Source organism: Microbacterium sp. NPDC058269 (assembly GCF_042881445.1).
In the GTDB taxonomy this organism is placed as follows: Bacteria; Actinomycetota; Actinomycetes; order Actinomycetales; family Microbacteriaceae; genus Microbacterium.
Genome location: NZ_JBHVXT010000001.1, coordinates 1559012 through 1576937 on the forward strand (window position 1 = coordinate 1559012; position 17926 = coordinate 1576937).

General features: G+C 69.5%; 12 protein-coding genes. 5 read left to right on the plus strand and 7 right to left on the minus strand.

What is annotated here, in order from left to right:
• Window positions 1–9: 9 nt before the first annotated feature.
• A complete protein-coding gene (locus ACFVWL_RS07705; RefSeq protein WP_387180597.1) occupies window positions 10–1197 on the plus strand; it encodes an ABC transporter permease in 1188 nt (395 codons plus the stop codon).
• 510 nt (window positions 1198–1707) lie between these two features.
• Window positions 1708–1995, plus strand: a complete 288-nt coding sequence (locus ACFVWL_RS07710) for a hypothetical protein (RefSeq protein WP_387180598.1) — start codon at window positions 1708–1710, stop codon at window positions 1993–1995.
• 84 nt (window positions 1996–2079) lie between these two features.
• Here ACFVWL_RS07710 and ACFVWL_RS07715 read toward each other — a convergent pair whose 3' ends face one another.
• From ACFVWL_RS07715 to ACFVWL_RS07740, 6 genes are all read right to left on the minus strand, one after another.
• The gene (locus ACFVWL_RS07715; protein ID WP_028501359.1) at window positions 2080–2847 is read right to left on the minus strand and encodes an ABC transporter permease; all 768 of its coding nucleotides are present in this window, start codon (window positions 2845–2847) and stop codon (window positions 2080–2082) included.
• A complete protein-coding gene (locus ACFVWL_RS07720) occupies window positions 2844–3623 on the minus strand; it encodes an ABC transporter ATP-binding protein (RefSeq protein ID WP_387180602.1) in 780 nt (259 codons plus the stop codon). Before ACFVWL_RS07720 ends, ACFVWL_RS07715 begins: the two co-directional genes overlap by 4 nt.
• The gene (locus ACFVWL_RS07725; protein WP_387180604.1) at window positions 3620–3991 is read right to left on the minus strand and encodes a DUF1048 domain-containing protein; all 372 of its coding nucleotides are present in this window, start codon (window positions 3989–3991) and stop codon (window positions 3620–3622) included. The genes ACFVWL_RS07720 and ACFVWL_RS07725 overlap by 4 nt, the downstream gene beginning before the upstream one ends.
• A 2-nt stretch (window positions 3992–3993) precedes the next feature.
• The gene (locus tag ACFVWL_RS07730) at window positions 3994–4353 is read right to left on the minus strand and encodes a PadR family transcriptional regulator (protein ID WP_387180607.1); all 360 of its coding nucleotides are present in this window, start codon (window positions 4351–4353) and stop codon (window positions 3994–3996) included.
• A 167-nt stretch (window positions 4354–4520) separates the two neighbouring features.
• Complete coding sequence (locus ACFVWL_RS07735; RefSeq protein ID WP_387180609.1) at window positions 4521–5159, minus strand: response regulator; 639 nt, start codon at window positions 5157–5159, stop codon at window positions 4521–4523.
• Window positions 5147–6379: a sensor histidine kinase gene (locus tag ACFVWL_RS07740; protein WP_387180612.1), complete on the minus strand. Its 1233-nt coding sequence runs from the start codon at window positions 6377–6379 to the stop codon at window positions 5147–5149. The genes ACFVWL_RS07735 and ACFVWL_RS07740 overlap by 13 nt, the downstream gene beginning before the upstream one ends.
• 108 nt (window positions 6380–6487) lie before the next feature.
• Here ACFVWL_RS07740 and ACFVWL_RS07745 point away from each other — a divergent pair, with 108 nt between their 5' ends.
• From ACFVWL_RS07745 to ACFVWL_RS07755, 3 genes are all read left to right on the plus strand, one after another.
• The gene (locus ACFVWL_RS07745; RefSeq protein ID WP_387180615.1) at window positions 6488–7255 is read left to right on the plus strand and encodes an ABC transporter ATP-binding protein; all 768 of its coding nucleotides are present in this window, start codon (window positions 6488–6490) and stop codon (window positions 7253–7255) included.
• On the plus strand, window positions 7255–9795 hold the full coding sequence (locus ACFVWL_RS07750; RefSeq protein ID WP_387180617.1) for an FtsX-like permease family protein: 2541 nt from the start codon (window positions 7255–7257) through the stop codon (window positions 9793–9795). The genes ACFVWL_RS07745 and ACFVWL_RS07750 overlap by 1 nt, the downstream gene beginning before the upstream one ends.
• Before the next feature lie 230 nt (window positions 9796–10025).
• A complete protein-coding gene (locus ACFVWL_RS07755; protein ID WP_387180620.1) occupies window positions 10026–15239 on the plus strand; it encodes a beta strand repeat-containing protein in 5214 nt (1737 codons plus the stop codon).
• A gap of 54 nt (window positions 15240–15293) precedes the next feature.
• On the opposite strand, the gene ACFVWL_RS07760 is transcribed toward ACFVWL_RS07755, so the two are convergent.
• The gene (locus tag ACFVWL_RS07760; RefSeq protein ID WP_387180622.1) at window positions 15294–17813 is read right to left on the minus strand and encodes a LuxR C-terminal-related transcriptional regulator; all 2520 of its coding nucleotides are present in this window, start codon (window positions 17811–17813) and stop codon (window positions 15294–15296) included.
• Window positions 17814–17926: the final 113 nt, after the last annotated feature.

Here is a 17926-nt window from a genome sequence, read left to right on the forward strand (position 1 = left end):
GGAGAGCGGATGCCGCGGCTCAGCGTCGCGGACAGCATCCGTACGGCACTCATCGGCCCGCGCAGCCGCAAGATGCGTACGGCCCTGTCGGCGCTCGGCGTCGCGGTCGGCATCGCGGCGCTCACCGCGATCACCGGCATCGCCGCATCGAACCAGGCCGAGCTGTTGTCCAAGCTCGACGCCCTCGGGGCGAACATGATCGTGGTGCAGCCGGGGTACGGGCCGGACAACAAGCCGGTCGCGCTGCCCGAGACGGCCGCCGGGATGATCGAGCGGGTGAAGGGGGTCGAGCAGGTCGGGGTGCTCGAGAAGGTGCCCGACGACACCGGCGTGTACCGCAACGACCTCATGCCGAAGAGCCAGGGCAACGGATTGACCGCCTACGCGGCGAGCCCCGACTTCCTGGCATCGGTCGAGGGGTCGGTCGCGAAGGGCTCGTGGTTCGACGAGACCGACCGATCGCTGCCGGTGACCGTGCTCGGGTCTGCGGCGGCTGCGCGGATGGGCATCACCGAGCCGGGCGTGCGGGTGTGGATCGGCGAGCAGTGGTACACCGTGATCGGGATCCTGGACTCGGCAGGCCTCGCGGAGTCGATTGACGCGAGTGCGTTCATCGGCGATCACTGGGCGGCCGAGCATGTGTCGGCGAAGGGCGATGACACGATCGCCTCGATCTATGTGCGCATGGCAGACGGGGGCACGGGCGAGAAGGTCCGTGATGCGATCGCCCGTGCGGCGAATCCGTCTTCCCCGTATGTGCAGGTGACCGGACTCGGCGACCTCGCCGGGGCGCGGGACACCGCGGATGACTCGTTGTCCGGCCTCGCGGTCGGACTCGCGGCGATCGCTCTGCTGGTCGGAGGGATCGGCATCGCGAACACCATGGTGGTGGCGGTGCTGGAGCGGCGCGGCGAGATCGGACTCCGAAGAGCGCTCGGTGCGCGTTCGGGGCAGATCGCGGGTCAGTTCGTGGCGGAGGCGATCGTGCTCGGCGGCCTGGGGGGCCTCGCCGGACTGCTGCTCGGCGCGGCGGGGGTGTTCGTCTATGCCGGCATCCAGGGGCAGGCGGCGACGATCCCCCTGGTCGTGCTCGTCGGGGGCCCGGTCGTGGCGCTCGTGGTGGGAGTGATCGCGGGGCTGTATCCGGCGATCAGCGCCGCGCGGCTGTCGCCCACGGCGGCGTTGCGCACGGTCTGAGCGCGCCGGTCTGAGCGCGCCGGCGGGAGGAGATCTCGCGTTCGGGAGGAGATCTCGAGCTCGAGGCTCCTCCCGACGCGGAGAACTCCGCCCCACGCCTGGCCACCCGCGCGGCAGTCTCAGGCCTCGGCGGTCACCAGAGGGTCGGGCTGCTGGCGGGAGACGACCCCGGCCGACTCGACCTCGAACCCGTTGCGGATTCGCCAGGGGGCAAGCGAGTTTGGACTATCTTGCATCCGAATACAAGTCCTGGGGATGGCCTCAAGGAAGCACCAGCCCCAACCCTCAATGGGTACCCAAGATCCGCTCGTACTGCTTCGCGAAGGATTGGACTTGCCAGGCTGGAAGTCCGATTGACAATGCGATACACAGTTCGTATAAGTACTACATGTCGGGTCCGCGTTCGTTCGTTCAGCACATGATGACTGACTTCTCATGACCTCGACAAGCAAATGGGGACCGATTCGGCGTGTGCCACCACGTCGCTACATCGCCGCAACGCTCTGGATGGTGGCTCAAATCGCAGTCGCGTGTGGCGGCATGCTCCTCATCTATCTCACGGCAATGAGGATGGATGGGTGCGTTTCGTCGTGTAGGGATGACATCGCCAATTTTGCAGCGGATGGCCTGGAGGTTGTACTGATCGTCCTCGTCGTCTTTCAAGCTCTGCTGTTTGTCGTCGCTTTGCTGAGGAGGGCGTCGCCGCACATCATTGGTGCCGTGACCATTGGTTTGAGTCTTATTGCAATCACGATCGCATATCTGCTCATGGTCTCCGCGTACCCGGTTCCGTCCTGAGCGCTTGGCACCCGCCGAGCGCGGCGAAACGCCCCGGCAGGGTCGAATGACCCGGTCGGAGCGTCCCGTCTCGCTGGGCGAAGATCAGCTGACCTTCTTCCGGTAGGAGATGATCGCGAAGACGTAGGCGACCACGAGGATGCCGACGCACCAGGCGAGAGCGACCCAGATGTCGTTGCCGACGGGCTTCTCGGCGAACAGCGCCTGGATGGTGTTGACGATCGAGGTGACCGGCTGGTTGTCGGCGAACCACTGCACCGGAGCCGGCATGGTGTCGGTCGGCACGAACGCCGAGCTGATGAACGGCAGGAAGATCAGCGGGTACGAGAACGCGCTCGCGCCGTCGACCGTCTTGGCGTTCAGGCCCGCGATGATCGCCAGCCAGGTGAGCGCCAAGGTGAACAGCATCAGGATGCCGATGACTCCGAGCCAGGCCCAGAAGCTCGCCCCGGTGCGGAAGCCCATCAGGAATCCGACGCCGAAGATGATCGCCAGGGTGATGGCGTTCGCCGTCAGAGACGTGAGCACGTGGGCCCACAGCACGCTCGATCGGGCGATCGGCATGGAGTGGAACCGCTCGAAGATGCCGCTCTGCATGTCGGTGAACAGCCGGAACGCCGTGTAGGCGATGCCGGATGCGATCGCGATGAGCAGGATGCCGGGGAGCAGGTAGTTCACGTAGTTGTCGGTGCCGGTGCTCTGCTGGAGGGCACCGCCGAAGACGTACACGAACAGGAGCATCAGCGCGATCGGGGTGACCGCCGTGGTGATGATCGTGTCGGGGCTGCGGAAGATGTGCCGCATGGAGCGGCCGGTGAGTGTCGCCGTGTCGGCGGCGAAGTGCGTGGTCATGCTGCGTCCTCCTTCTTTTCCGAGGCCTTGGGGCCGATGAGGGTGAGGAAGATCTCCTCGAGGGTGGGCTGCTTCTCGACGTACTCGACCTTCGCGGCCGGAAGCAGCTTCTTCAGGTCGGCGAGCGTGCCGTTGGCGATGATGCGGCCCTCGTGCAGGATCGCGATGCGGTCGGCCAGCTGCTCCGCCTCGTCGAGGTACTGCGTGGTCAGGAGCACCGTGGTGCCGGTGTTCGCGAGTTCCTTGACCACGTCCCACACCTCGATGCGGGCTTCGGGGTCGAGGCCTGTGGTCGGCTCGTCGAGGTAGATGACCTCGGGGTGTCCGACCAGGCTCATCGCGATGTCGAGCCGGCGACGCATGCCGCCGGAGTACGTGCCGACCTTGCGGCCACCGGCATCCGTCAGGCGGAACTTCGCCAGCAGGTCGTCGGCGACCTTTCCGGCGTCTGGCAGGTGCCGCAGCTTCGCGACCAACACCAGGTTCTCGCGTCCGGTGAGGATCTCGTCGACGGCGGCGAACTGTCCGGTGAGGCTGATCAGTTCACGCACGCCGACCGGGTTCGCGGCGACGTCCACACCCTGCACGGTCGCCGTGCCGGCGTCCGACTTCAGCAGGGTGGAGAGGATGCGCACCATGGTGGTCTTTCCGGCGCCGTTCGAGCCGAGGAGGGCGAAGATGCTGCCCTTCTCGACCTCGAAGTCGACGCCGCGCAGCACGTGCAGATCTTTGTAGGACTTCTCGATGCCGCGCACCGAGATGGCGGGGTTCGTCATGACTCGTTCTCCTTGTTCTTCGCGTCGTCGAATGCCTTGATGAGGCGCGTGCGCTCCTTGTCGATCCACTGCCGTCCGCCGTACGCCGCTGCGTAGTTCTCGGCGAACTCGACGGGGTCGTCGCCGACGATCGCGCTGACCGGGGTGCCGTCGATGGCGGCGCGCTCCCACAGATCGGCGATGTCGAGGAACATCTGCACGATGGTGTCGCCGTCGGTGACGCCGCCGTAGTACATGTTGTAGCGCTGCTGGGCCTTCGCCACCTCGCGGTAGGGCTCGGGCAGGGCGTTGATGCGGGCCTGAGCCTGCTTGTACTGCTTCTTCTCCTCGAGCGATCCGGTGATTGCTTCGATCCACTTTGCGGCCATGATCAGTTCTCCTCGTTCGGGGTGGTGCTGTTGTCGGTGTTGGTCTGCTTCAGCTGTGCGATGTGCTGCGCGAGGAAGTCCCAGGTCTTCCAGAACTCCTCGAGCTCCTGCTGGCCCTGTGCGTTCAGGGTGTACACCTTGCGCGGCGGCCCCTTCTCGCTCGGGACCTTCTCGACGTCGACGAGGTTCTTCTGCTCGATGCGCACGAGGAGTGCGTAGATCGTGCCCTCGGCGATGTCGGTGAACCCGTGGTCGCGGATGCGTGTGGTGATCTCGTACCCGTATGCCGGCTGCTCGGCGAGGAGGGCCAGAACGATGCCCTCCAGAGTGCCCTTGAGCATCTCGGTCATCTGCTTGCCCATGAGGTCCTCCTTTCGTTTCGGTTGGTACTCAGTGTTGCTGGGTACCGGTACAAAGTAACACTGAGTACCGGTACTTAGCAACACCGAATACCAAACCTTTTCGGAGGGTCGCTCGAGAGGCTCGACGCCGCTTGATGAGAGCGCGCCAGGGGGCGTGACGGATGAAGTCAGCTGCGCAGGTACGCGAGGACGGCGAGTACGCGCCGGTGGCCGCTGTCGCTGGAGGCGAGGCCGAGCTTGGCGAAGATGTTGCCGATGTGCTTGCTCACGGCGGTCTCGGTCACGAAGAGTCGCCCGGCGATGGTGCCGTTGTCGAGTCCTTCGGCCATGAGGCCGAGCACCTCGCGCTCGCGGGGCGTGAGGGTCTGCACCGGGTCGTCGGCGCGACGCCGGCTCATCAGCTGCGAGATCACCTCGGGGTCCATCACCGTGCCGCCCGCGGCCACGCGGCGCAGGGCGTCGACGAACGATGCGACCTTGCCGACGCGCTCCTTGAGCAGGTACCCGAGGCCATCGGCTCCGGCCGCCAGCAGCTCGCCGGCATAGCGGTCCTCCACGTAGGCCGACAGCACGAGCACGGGGAACCCGGGGCGGCGGGCGCGGGCCTCGGCTGCGGCCTTCAGCCCCTCGCTCGTGAAGGTCGGCGGCATCCGCACATCGACCACCGCAGCATCCGCCTCGTCGAGCCGGGCGAGGAAGTCGACGGCGTTGTCGACGGCCGCCACCACCTCGAACCCCTCGCTGCGCAGCAGCAGCGCCAGTCCCTCGCGAAGCAGGGTGTCGTCTTCGGCGATCACGATCCGCATGGCAGCTCCGCTCTCAGGATGGTGGGTCCGCCGGCCGGACTCGTCAGCTCCAGCGCGCCCTCGAAGGCCTCGATGCGGCGGCGGATGCCGGCGACACCGCCGCCAGGGCGCTCGATCGCTCCACCCACGCCGTCGTCTTCGACCGTGATGAGGAGGATCTCACCCTCCCGAGCGACCCGCACCGCGGCCCGCGTCGCCTCGCTGTACTTGCTGACGTTCGTCAGGGCCTCGGCCACGACGAAGTAGCTGGCCGACTCGACGGCGGCCGGCACCCGTCCGACGGCGTCCGCCTCGATCGTGCACGGCACCACGCTGCGCCCGGCGAGCGACGCCAGGGCGCCCTCCAACCCGAGCTCGTCGAGGATCGGCGGATAGATGTCGTGCACCGTGCGGCGGAGCCCGGCGAGCGCATCGGTCGCCGCATCCTGCGCTCGCCGCAGCGGTTCGAGCACGTCGCCGCCGGTCTCCTGTGCGCGCTCGGCGATCCCGAGCATCATCACCACGTTCACCAGACGGTTCTGTGCGCCGTCATGCAGGTCACGCTCGATGCGGCGCAGCTCGGCCGCATGGGCGTCGAGCGCGGCGGCACGGCTGAGGGTCAGGGCATCGACGCGTGCGGCCAGGCGTGATTTCTCGGGGGTGGCGAGCAGCTTCGCCGACACGAACGACACCAGATGTGCGACGGCGGGGATGAGCAACACCGACAGGATCGCGTATCCGAGTGCGACCAGCGGCTGGGTCGCCGCGAGTTCCCACGATGTGACCGGGTAGGGCGAGCCCACCGGGTCATCGGCCGGAACGAACTGCCAATAGTAGGTGACCGCCAGCGTGTTCACCGCGGCGATGGGGAGCGAGATCGTCAACAGGGAGACGAACAGCACCGGAAGCCCCTGCACCGCCAACCACAGGGTGTCGCGGCCGGTGGCACGCGAGAGTGCGAAGCGCAGACGGTCGTCGATGGTCGAGGCCGGTGGAAGCACCCGGCCGATCGGCGTCAGCTCCTCCCCCCGGTACGCGCCGACCCGGCGACGATTCACATCGGTCCACCAGTGCAGCCCCCGCACGACCTCCGGCATGAGCAGCACGCCGCCGGTGATGATCATGAAGGGGAGCAGGACGATGCCCAGGCAGAGGAACACCACGGAGGCGATCGAGACTCCGGCCTCGACGGCCAGGTATCCCCACGCGCGCAGCCAGCGACGCCACCATCCGTCCTTCACTCTCACAGTCTGCCCGAGTGGTCGCGACGGCACGGTATAGCCAGCACCACCATCGATGCGGCAGGAGGCGGGATGGGATGCCGGATCGCCCGTCCCTAGCGTCGAATCATGACCTCCACACCACTCGCCCCGGCCGTCGACGCACGGCCCTCCGAAGCGCTGCGGCTGCAGTCCGTCGTCAAGACCTACGGTTCCGGTGCCAGCCGCGTCACCGCTCTGCGGGGCGTCGACCTCGCCATCGCGAAGGGCACCTTCACCGCGATCATGGGTCCTTCCGGATCCGGCAAGAGCACCCTGTTGCACAGCGCCGCCGGCCTCGATCGCCCGAGCAGCGGCACCGTGCGCCTCGGCGGGACAGAGATCTCGGGTATGAAGGCGCGCCAGCTCACGGCCTTCCGCCGCGACCACGTGGGATTCGTGTTCCAGGCCTACAACCTGCTGCCGGCCCTGAACGTCGAGGACAACATCACGCTGCCCCTGCGGCTCGGCGGTCGTCGGCTCGAGGCGCCGTGGTTCGACTTCCTGCTCGACGCCGTGGGTCTCACCGAGTTCCGTCGCCGTCGTCCGTCGGAACTCTCCGGCGGTCAGCAGCAGCGGGTGGCGATCGCACGCGCCCTCATCACCCGGCCGCATGTGGTGTTCGGCGACGAGCCGACCGGTGCCCTCGATTCGCGTTCGGGCAAGCAGGTGCTCGACCTGCTCGCGCACACGGCTCGGGAGCTGAATCAGACGGTCGTGGTCGTGACGCACGACCCCGTGGTGGCCGCGCATGCGGATCGCACCATCTTCCTCGCCGACGGTGCCTTCGCGGGATACCTCGACGGCGCCGACCCGGCGCAGATCAACGCCCGCATGAGCGCATTGGGGGAGTGGTGATGTCGGGGTCGCTGGGTCTGGGCCGACTCGTCGGCGCCGATCTTCGCCACCACCGCGGGAGCTTCGTCGGAGTGGCGGTCGCGGTGTTCGTCGCGAGCGCACTCGTGACGGGCCTCGGCGTGCTCGTCGAGTCCGGAATGCGCGGAGGCCTGGCGCCCGAGCGCTATGCCGCGGTCGACGTCGTGGTCGGTGCGCCGCAGCAGGTGGATGTGCCCGAGGACCTCCCCGTCCCCCTGCGGGAGCGCGCGCCGCTGCCCGCCGACGCGGCGCGTGACATCGCCGCGCTTCCGGGAGTCGAGCGCGTCGTCGCCGACGTCACGGTTCCGCTCGTCGTGCGGGCGGATGCGCAGGCAGACGTGCAGGCGGATGCGGATGGCGCCGCCGTGGTCGAGGCGCACCCCTGGCCGACCACCGCGCTGACCGGCTTCGAGCTGCGTGAGGGGCAGGAGCCCACGGGGGCGCACGAGGTGGTCGTCACCGTCGGCAGCGGTCACGCCGTGGGCGACACGGTCGTCCTGGCCCACGGCGGCGTGCCGTCGGAGTACCGCGTGGTCGGCGAGGTCGCGGCTCCGGTCGCACCCGAGCGCGGCGCGCATGTGTTCCTCAGTGAGCGTCGCATCGACGAGCTCGACCCTCACCAGGGTGCCGTGCAGGCACTCGGCGTGTTCGTCTCGGGCACGGATCCCGAGCAGACGGCCGACGCGATCCGCGAGACTTTCCCGGGCCTGATCGCCCGCACGGGTGATGCCCGAGGCGACGTGGAGTTCCTCGACTCGGGCGCCGCACGGTCCACGCTCGTGGCCATCGGCAGCGCCTTCGTCGGCACCTGCATCCTCGTGGCGATGTTCATCGTGGCGGGCACCCTCTCGTTGTCTGTGCAGTCACGCCGCCGCGACTACGCCCTGCTGCGGGCTGTCGGTGCGAGCCCCTCCCAGGTGCATGCGCTCGTCGCTCGCGAGGTGCTGTGGGTCTCGACGGTCGCCGTGCTGCTCGGCATCGTGCCGGGATACCTGCTGTCGACCGTTCTGCAGTCGGCCTTCGTGGCCGGGGGTGTGATCCCGGGCGACTTCGCCCTGGCATTCAGTCCGCTTCCCGCGGTCGGAGCGGTGCTGCTCGTGCTCGCCTCCGCCTGGGGCGCCGCGCGTATCGCGGCAGCTCGGGTCGCGAAGCTCGATCCGGTCGAGGCTCTGCGCGAGTCGGCGACGGGTGCTCCCGCCATCGGCCTGCCGCGCATCATCACGGGAATCGTGCTCGCCGCCGCGGGCATCTCGGTCTCGACCGTACCGCTCGTGGTGCGCGGGCAGATCGCTGCAGGTGCGGCGGCCGGCGCAGCCATGCTGTTGATCATCGCGCTCGCCGTGCTCGGCCCGTGGCTGGTGTCGCTGAGTGTCCGACTGATCGGAACGGTGCTGCGTCGGCTCTCCTCCGCGGGCTTCCTCGCGTCGGCGAACGCCACGGCGAACAGCAGGCGCCTCGCCTCCGCGATCCTGCCGATCGCTCTCGGCATCGGCCTGGGGCTCGTGCAGATCGGGGCGCCGTCGATCATCGCGGCCGAGGCGGCGACGCAGGCCAGCGCCGGTGTCACCGCCGACCTGCGCGTCACAGCGCCCGCGGGGCTCTCGCCCGACATGATCGACACGATCCGCGAGACACCCGGCGTGACCGAGGCGTCGGGGGTCGCCCTCAGTGCGGCGGTGGTGGACTCCTTCGATTTCGAGGGCAAGCTCGAGCGTGACGAGCACGTACTGCAGGGCATCGATCCGAAGAACATCGCGGACAGCCTCGATCTGCAGGTGCGGGAGGGGACGCTGGCGGAACTCGACGGCACCGCCACCGTTGCGGTGAGCACGGATGCCGCGCAGGCGCTGGGTCTGGACATCGGCGGCACGGTCGTCGGACACCTGGGCGATGGTTCGCCGTTCGAGGCCACGGTCGTCGCGGTGTACGAGCGGGGCCTCGGCTTCGGCGACCTCACGATGGCAGCCGACGCGGTCCGCGCCCACACCACCACCGGTCTCGATGCCTTCGCGCTCGTGGCGGTCGACGAGGGCGTGACAGACGAGGTCCGGGCCGCGCTGGGTGCGAGCGGACTGCTCGTGAGCGACGGGTCGGGGCAGGCCGCCGCAGGTGCGGGTGCGCAGTCCCAACAGGGGTGGGTGAACCTCATCGCCCTGCTGGTGATCCTCGGCTACATCGCGATCGCCGTGGTGAACACGCTCGTGATGGCGACGGGCGAGCGCTCGCGCGAACTCGCCCTGCTGCAGCTGATCGGATCCTCCCGCGGCCAGGTGCGCGCGATGATGCGGATCGAGGCCGTGCTCGTCGCGGTCATCGGCATGGTGTTCGGAGTCGTGGTCGCGATCCCTCCGCTCATCGGCGTGAGCATGGGCATCTCCGGGCAACCGCTGCCCGTGCTGCCGGTGCTCGGGTCGCTGGCGATCATCGGGGCGATGGGTGCTCTGGCCCTGGTGGCGATGTGGATCGGGACCGCCGCGACCATGCGCACGCGTCCGATCGACGAGATCGGCTCGCGCCAATAGGCGGAGTCGGAAGGGGCGCATCGGAGTCACCGGTGCGCCCCTTCTCTCGTGGGGTGAAAAGACGGGGTGAAAACTCCGGGGTCGACGGGATCGCCCGTCGTGGGCCGGGCAGGCTGGCGGTGGCCCGTGCCGGGTTCACCATGCCCGAATGGTGCTCGGCGGTCGCCTGAGGGGGCGGGGGTTTCCGTGCGCGAGTGCGCGCCGGTGAAGCGATGAATGGGGAGACAGTCATGGCGTTTCGTGTTGCCCGCGAGGACCGCACATCCGATGGCCTTCCGTCCGAGCGGCGCAGCCGCTGGCGGGGCCGTGCGAGAAAGCTGATCGGAGGGGCCGTCAGCACGGCGCTCGTCGCCTCGTCGATGGTCTTCATCGGCGGGACGCTGACCGCGGCTCCCGCGGCGGCGGCTGATCCGTTCCTCTGCACACCCGGAGCGGTGTATGTGCAGAGCGCGACCGAGGTGCGCGAGTTCGTCGTGAACGAGCAGGGCGGCACGCCCGGCAACGGCGGCACGCTGGGCTCCACCACCCTCGGCGTCGACCACTCCAACAACGCCCTCGGAATCTCTTCCAGCGGCCAGTACGCGTACACGGTCACCAACGCCGCCGGAACCAAGACGCTCGCCAAGCATGACCGTGTGACCGACGTCACGACCCGCACCACGTTCTCGCTGAACTCGACGGTGCTCCGCGGCGCCGTGCACCCCGACTCGGGCGTCTACTACTTCGCCAGCGGCACGGTCAGCGGCGCCATCAACCTGTACGCCTGGAACGAGGGCGTCACGCCGCAGACCTACGTGCAGGTCGGCACGCTCCGCCCGAGCACCGGAAGCAGCGCGTTCGGCGCCAACGGCGACATGGCCTTCAGCGCCTCGGGCCAGCTCGTCCTGGTCGCGGACAACTTCATCTACTCCGCCGACCTCCCCAAGACGCTCGAGCCGAGCACCGCCACCATCGAGGCCAAGCAGGTCCACGACATGGGTGCCGGCGTGCAGGGCAACGGCATCGCGTTCGGAAACCTCGGCCACATCTTCGTGTCGGTCGCCGGCGCCGATCCGAGGATCATCGAGGTCGACCTTCCTCGTGGACAAACGGTCAACTCGACGAAGACCCCCGGCTTCGCGCCCACCGACATGTCGAGCTGCACCTTCCCGAACACCCTCACCCTGAAGAAGGACCTCCCCGAGGGTCGGCACACGGCCACCGACCAGTTCGCGCTGCGCGTCCAGTCGCCGGCCGGATACCAGGTGCCGCAGACCGACGCCACCACGCGCGGTGAGCGCACCGGCCTGCAGCCCGACTACGCGGGACCGGTGTTCACCAACCAGGGCGACACATTCCGCCTGTCGGAGGCGGCATCGGGAACGACCGACCGCACCCGCTACGCCGAATCGCTGGACTGCGTGCAGATGAACCCCGACGGATCCACGACCCCGGTGGCCGTGACCGCCTCCGGTGAGGTGAAGCAGCCGGCGGGTTCGCGCGGCACGGATGTCACCTGCACGTTCACGAACGTCCGCCTCGTACCCGGCCTCGCTCTGCGCAAGACGTCCGATCCCGCCGATGGCCTCGCCGTGCAGGCCGGCCAGCGCCTGACCTACACGGTTGAGGCGGAGAACACCGGCAACACGCGCCTCGACCCCGTGCGCGTGACCGACGACCTGTCCGGCGTGCTCGCGTTCGCCGAGTACCAGGGCGACGTCGCCACGAAGATCGACGGCACGCCCGTCGCATCCGGGGCTGCGACCGTCACGGGCGACGACCTCGCCTGGACCGGCGCCCTCGAGCCCGGCCAGGTGATCACCGTGACCTACTCGGTGATCGTCGATGACGGCGTCGAGGGCGAGCGGATCGCCAACAGCGTCACCGCCTCGGGCACCCCGCCCGGCACTCTCCCTCCGCCCGTCACCCCGCCCGTGACCACCGAGCACCCCGTCGCGGGCTTCACCGTCGCCAAGACCTCTACCCCCGCCGCGGGAACGGTCGTGGAGCCGGGCCAGACCATCCAGTACACGGTGACCGGGACCAACACGGGCGCCACCACGCTGAACCCCGCGTCGATCGCCGACGACCTGTCCGGTGTGCTCGCGCACGCCGCCTACAACTCCGACATCTCGACCTCAGTCGCCGGCACGACGCTCACCACGGGCGCGGCGACCATCACCGGCGACGATCTCGCCTGGACCGGCTCGCTCGCGCCCGGACAGGCCGTGACGATCACGTACTCCGTGACCGTGGATGCGGAGGCCTCGGGGGAGATCCTGAAGAACTCCGTCACCGGCACCGCGACACCGACCACCCCGAAGCCCGGTGACCCCGAGGGGCCGGAGGTGCCGGGCGAGCCGATCGTCCCGCCGACCGTCACCACCGAGCACCCGGTCATCGGGTCGGGCTTCACGATCAGCAAGTCCGCCGATCCCGCCTCGGGCACGGCCGTCTCGGCTGGCGACACCATCACCTACACGATCACCGGCACCAACACCGGTGACACCGACCTCGAGCCGGCCCGGATCGTCGACGACCTCTCGGGTGTGCTCGATGACGCCGGCTACAACGACGACGTCACCGCAGACCGCGGCTCCGTCACCGTCACCGGTTCCACCCTCACCTGGACGGGCGACGTGCCCCGCGGTGCATCCGTCACCATCCGCTACTCGGTGACGGTCGACGCCGGCGTCCAGAAGGCGCTGCTGCACAACGTGGCCAACGGTACGGCCACACCGCAGATCCCGGTCGACCCGACCGACCCCGACGGTCCCACGACCCCCGGGAAGCCGATCATCCCGCCGGCCGTGGAGACGAACCACCCGGTGGTCGACACCGGCTTCGAGGTCTCGAAGTCGGCCGACCCGGCCTCCGGCACCGCTGTGCGTGCGGGTGACACGATCACCTACACGATCTCGGGCGTCAACACGGGCAACACGAGGCTCGACCCGGCGACCATCGTCGACGACCTCTCCGCCGTGCTCGCCCACGCCCAGTACGGTGGCGACGTGAAGGCCTCGACCGGAGCGATCGTCCTGAACGGCACCACGCTCACCTGGACCGGAGCACTCGCACCCGGAGCCCGCGTCGACATCACCTACACGGTGACGGTCGATGCCGATGCGACCGGGGTGCTGCTGCGCAACACCGTCACGGGCGAGGGAACTCCCCTCATCCCGGTCGACCCGACGGATCCGGGCAGCCCCACCACGCCCGGCAGCCCGGTGACGACGCCTCCTTCGACGACGGAGCACCCGGTCGCCACACCCGGCTTCACCGTCACGAAGTCGGCCGACCCCGCCACGGGAACGCGCGTCGACCCCGGCAGCGTGATCACCTACACCGTCACCGGAACCAACACGGGTGACACCGTGCTCGACCCGGCCTCGATCGCCGACGACCTGCGCGGTGCGCTGGCCCACGCGTCGTACAACGACGATGTGAAGGCCACACGCGGGGACGTCACCGTGGCACGCGGTGCCCTGGAATGGAGCGGAGTGCTGCGCCCCGGCCAGGACGTCGTCATCACCTACTCGGTGACGGTCGACCCGACCGCCGGCGGCGAGACGATCGCCAACACCGCGACCGGCACGGCGACTCCGCTGATCCCGACCGATCCGGGCGACCCCGGCAGCCCCACCACGCCGGGTACGCCGATCACCCCGCCGCCGTCGACCACGGAGCACCCGGTCAACGAGCCCGGCTTCACGTTCGCCAAGACGGTCGACCCGGCAGCGGGCACGGCCGTGGATCCCGGTGACGTGCTCACCTACACGCTGACGGCCGTCAACACCGGGCAGACCGCCCTCGACCCCGTCGGCATCACGGATGACCTCTCGAAGGTGTTGCCGTACGCGTCGTACAACGACGATGCCGCGGCCGTGATCGGCGGGTTGCCTGCGGGCGCGGTGACTGTTGCCGGCGCGAAGCTCAGCTGGTCCGGCGCGCTCGCGGTCGGACAGACCGTCACCGTCACGTACTCCGTGACGGTCGGCGCCGACGGCGTGGGATCCGTGCTCGAGAACAGCGCGAGTGCAACCGCGACCCCGCCCGGGGGATCGGTCATCACCCCGCCGCCCGGCATCACGACGAACGCCGTGAACGTGCCCGGATTCTCCGTGTCGAAGAGCGCCGACCCCGTGGCGGGCACGGCGGTCGACCCCGGCAGCGTCATCACCTACACCGTGACCGGCGTGAACACCGGTGAGACGGTCCTCGATCCTGTCGCGATCGCGGACGACCTCTCCGGAGTCCTGGCGCATGCCGACTACAACGGCGACGCGACCGCCAGGATCGGGACCACGGCGGCGAACGCCCCGGTGGTGACCGGCGACCGTCTGTCGTGGACGGGCGTGCTCCAGGTCGGCGAGACCGTCACCCTCACCTACTCCGTGACCGTTCAGGCGGATGCAGGTGGCACGATCCTCGAGAATTCGGCTTCGGGTTCGGCGACCCCGCCCGGCGGTGTTCCCCCGATCGAGACGCCTCCGGCGACGACCGAGCACCCGGTCAACGAGCCCGGCTTCGAGCTGCGCAAGTCGGCCGATCCCGCCTCCGGAACGCGGGTCGACCCCGGCAGCGTCATCACCTACACGGTGACCGGCGTGAACACCGGTGAGACGGCGCTGGCGCCCGTGAGCATCAGCGACGACCTGTCGGGTGTTCTGACCCACGCCGCCTACAACGGCGACGCCACGGCGACCATGGTCGACGGATCCGCTCCCGCGCCTGTCGTGGATGGCGACGAGCTCACCTGGACGGGCGCGCTCGCCGTGGGGCAGCGCGTCACGATCACCTACTCGGTGACCGTGAACGGCGACGCGGGTGGCGCGACGATCGCGAACAAGGTCGCCGGCACCGCCACCCCGCCCGGTGGTGGGGAGATCACGCCCCCGCCCGTGACGACGGAGAACCCGGTCGGCACCCCCGGCTTCACGTTCCTCAAGACCGTCGATCCCGGAACCGGCAAGGCCGTCGCCACGGAGAGCGTCGTCACCTACCGGCTCGTCGGCACGAACACCGGCCAGACGGGGCTCGACGAGGTCGTCATCACGGATGACCTCTCCGGAGTGCTGCCTCACGCCGATCTCCGGGCCGGTGCGACCGCCGTCATCGGCGACGGCACGGCATCCGCACGCACGGTGGCCGCTCCCACGGTAGACGGCACGCAGCTGCGCTGGTCCGGCAGCCTCGCCGAGGGCGAGACCGTCACGATCACGTACTCCGTGATCGTGCACGCCGGCGCCGCCGGGGCGAACCTGCGCAATGTCGCCGTGGGGACGGCCACGCCTCCCGGAGGTGAGACGGTCACTCCGCCGACGAGCGCGACCGAGAACCCGGTGCTGACGCCGCTCGCCCTCACCGGTGGTCTGCTGGCCCCGTGGGTGCTGGCGCTCGCGATCGCTCTGCTGCTCGGCGGTGCCGTGCTGCTGATCGTGCGTCGTCGCCGCTCGCAGGCCTAGCGGTCACAGGAAAGGCCTCGCCCGTCACGTGCGACGGGCGAGGCCTTCCGTGTCTCAGTCGGGCAGCAGGCCGTGGCGGGCGGCCTGCTCCATCGCCTCGGCACGGTTGTGGGCGCCGAGCTTGCGGTAGATGCTGCGGAGCTGGGTCTTGAGGGTGTTCGGCGAGACGCGCAGCTCGTCGGCGATCGCCGGCAGGGGAGCCCCCGACGTCAGGGCGCGCAGCACGACCTGTTCCCGGGACGACAGCCGGGGGCGGGTCGCGAACGACGGCAGCGCCGAGCGCAGCGGGAAGGGCGCGCGACCGGTCGGGTCGAGGTCGGCCCGCACGGCGCCGAAGTCCTCTGCGCTCAGGAGCACGAGCGGCGTGGTGAGCCCCCGGTCGGTGAGTTGCACGCTCAGCGCCTCGCTCGACGGCTGCGCGGCCGCAGGAGACACCCGGTGCAGGGCGGCGCTGTGCACGGCCGATGCCTCGGCGCGTTCTCGGGCGGTCGAAGGCCGCAGACGGGTCTGGCCCAGAAGCCGGACCACGTCGGCGGCCTTGCCGTCGATGAGGGCTAGGCGGGCGCGCTTGAGGACCGTGCCGAAACGATCGGGGACGGCATCCCGCTGCATGATGCTCCTGGCCGCGCTCACATCGCCGAGTGCGAGGTGCAGGAGCATCCGCGGGCGCGATAACGCGTGGCGCACGTGAGCGGCACCCGCCTCTTTTCCTCGCAGACGTGCGAACGATTCCAGGCGCTCGAGTCCTGCGGCGGCGTCGCCCTCGTGCAGGGCGATCCACGCCTCCACGGAGGCCATCGTCGTCCAGTGCTCGCTCGTCGCCCGGTACGGCTCGAAGAAGCGGATGTGCTGCTTCGCCGCAGCGAGGTCACCGTCCTCCACCGCCAGCATCGCCTCGGCCACACGATAGAACGTGCCCCGATAGCTGTCGACGAGCGCCGGGTCCCAGTCGCCGTCGCGGATGAGGGCGACGTAGTGCCGGGCATCGGGCAGATCCCCGTTCAGGGCGTGGACCCCGGCGAGGAGGCAGATCCCCTGGAAGGCGGTGGCGCTTCCGTGGGACGCGGCGAGGGCCGCGGCCTGCTCCCAGAGGTGGACGGCGTCATCCTGCTGTCCGCCGTAGTAGAGCGAGATGCCCAGGTGCGTGCACAGGAGCGGCATGTCTCGTGCGTACTGCTGCCACTGCGACTCGGGCGTCTCGTGGAACAGGGCCAGCGCCCGCGCGGCGACCTGAGCGGCACGCTCCGGTCGCCCGATGGCGCGCAGCGAGGCGCTCTCGGCGGCCCAGATGAAGATCCGCTCCGTCGCCGAGAGGGTGGTCCGGCGGGCGTTCGCCGCCGCCACCGCCGTACGAAGCAGCTGGAGCCCGCGCTGGCGCCGGAGCCGACTGGGTTTGAGGCACATCCCGAGCAGCATCGCCACGAGAGGCTCCTGCTTGAGGCGTGCGACCGGCACGTCGCCCAGCAGCTCGATGACGGCCTGTCGATCGCGGTGCAGCAGACGGTTCCACCCCGACATCGTGACGTGTGTCGCCAGGCGCAGGTCGTCGTCCTCCAGGGCGAGGCGCAGCCCCTCGAGCGGCATGTCACGGCGCACCGCACCTTCCGCCGCGACGCGCCTCAGGCGGGGGACCTCGTCCGGGAAGGTCCGACGCAGCTCACGGCGCAGCATGCCGCGGGTGAGCGTCGCGAGAGCGAAAGTGCTGCGCCCGTCGGTCGCCCAGCGACCGAAGCCGAACGTCTCGGCCTGGTCGAGGGCCGTCGCGATCTCCGGATCTCCGGTGAGTGCGATCGCGAGCGGAAGGTCGACGGAGTCGGTGACGCTGATCCGCAGCAGCCCCTGCAGAGTCTGCGGGTCGAAGGCGCATTCGGCGAGCCGGTCCTGCAGGTAGTCCTCGATCACGGTGGTCGCGGCGCGCAGCGACGCGGCATCCGTTCCGGCTCCGCGCAGTGCCAGGGCGCGGATGAGGGCAGGGAACCCTCCCGTCGCCTCCTGGACGGCGATGGCCGTGTCCTCGTCGACCTCGAGCGCGCGCCGGATCTCGTCGGTGTCGAACATGAGGTCGGCGGGAGCGATGAGCATCGTGTCGATCACGAGATCGAGTCCCTCGCTGTCGAAGGGGCTGGGGCGGTTGGTTGCGACGATCAGGCGGGTCAGTGGGGTGGCGGCGACGGCGCGGCACAGAGCGAACACCCCCTCGCGGTCGACGTCCGCCGCATCGTCGAGCACCACGACCAGAGGACCGTCCGACCTGCGCAGCCGCGAGGTCACGGCCGCCCAGCCTTCCTCCCCGGCGTCGGTGCGTGCGGGATCAGTGCGGGGAAGGGCCCTCAGCAGCGCGTGGGCGAGGGCGTCGCCCGTCGCGATGGCCGGCGACACGGTGACCCAGACGACACGGGACGCGGTGGTGGACGCCCATTCGACGAGGGCGGTCGTCTTGCCCGAGCCGGAAGCGGAACGGATGAGCGTCAGCGGAGTCTCGGTCTCGAGTGCGGCTCTCAGTCGGGGGCGGTTGACGGCGTACGCCGACACTCGCGGTATATGTCCGTCCCCCTGCGCGACAAATGCCGACACCGTACCTCCCCAGGTCCCCACCTCTACGATATTCCGAAATCCCGGAGTGGCAAGCTACGGGCAGGAGCGTCGGAGCATACCCGGGGGAGGAATGTGGTCCCCGCCGTCGCGTC

Bases quoted from the DNA above. Each gene is read 5' to 3' on its own strand.
- ACFVWL_RS07705 (WP_387180597.1), top strand. From the start codon at position 10: ATGCCGCGGCTCAGCGTCGCGGACAGCATCCGTACGGCACTCATCGGC.
- ACFVWL_RS07715 (WP_028501359.1), bottom strand. From the start codon at position 2,847: ATGACCACGCACTTCGCCGCCGACACGGCGACACTCACCGGCCGCTCC.
- ACFVWL_RS07720 (WP_387180602.1), bottom strand. From the start codon at position 3,623: ATGACGAACCCCGCCATCTCGGTGCGCGGCATCGAGAAGTCCTACAAA.
- ACFVWL_RS07725 (WP_387180604.1), bottom strand. From the start codon at position 3,991: ATGGCCGCAAAGTGGATCGAAGCAATCACCGGATCGCTCGAGGAGAAG.
- ACFVWL_RS07730 (WP_387180607.1), bottom strand. From the start codon at position 4,353: ATGGGCAAGCAGATGACCGAGATGCTCAAGGGCACTCTGGAGGGCATC.
- ACFVWL_RS07735 (WP_387180609.1), bottom strand. From the start codon at position 5,159: ATGCGGATCGTGATCGCCGAAGACGACACCCTGCTTCGCGAGGGACTG.
- ACFVWL_RS07745 (WP_387180615.1), top strand. From the start codon at position 6,488: ATGACCTCCACACCACTCGCCCCGGCCGTCGACGCACGGCCCTCCGAA.
- ACFVWL_RS07750 (WP_387180617.1), top strand. From the start codon at position 7,255: ATGTCGGGGTCGCTGGGTCTGGGCCGACTCGTCGGCGCCGATCTTCGC.
- ACFVWL_RS07755 (WP_387180620.1), top strand. From the start codon at position 10,026: ATGGCGTTTCGTGTTGCCCGCGAGGACCGCACATCCGATGGCCTTCCG.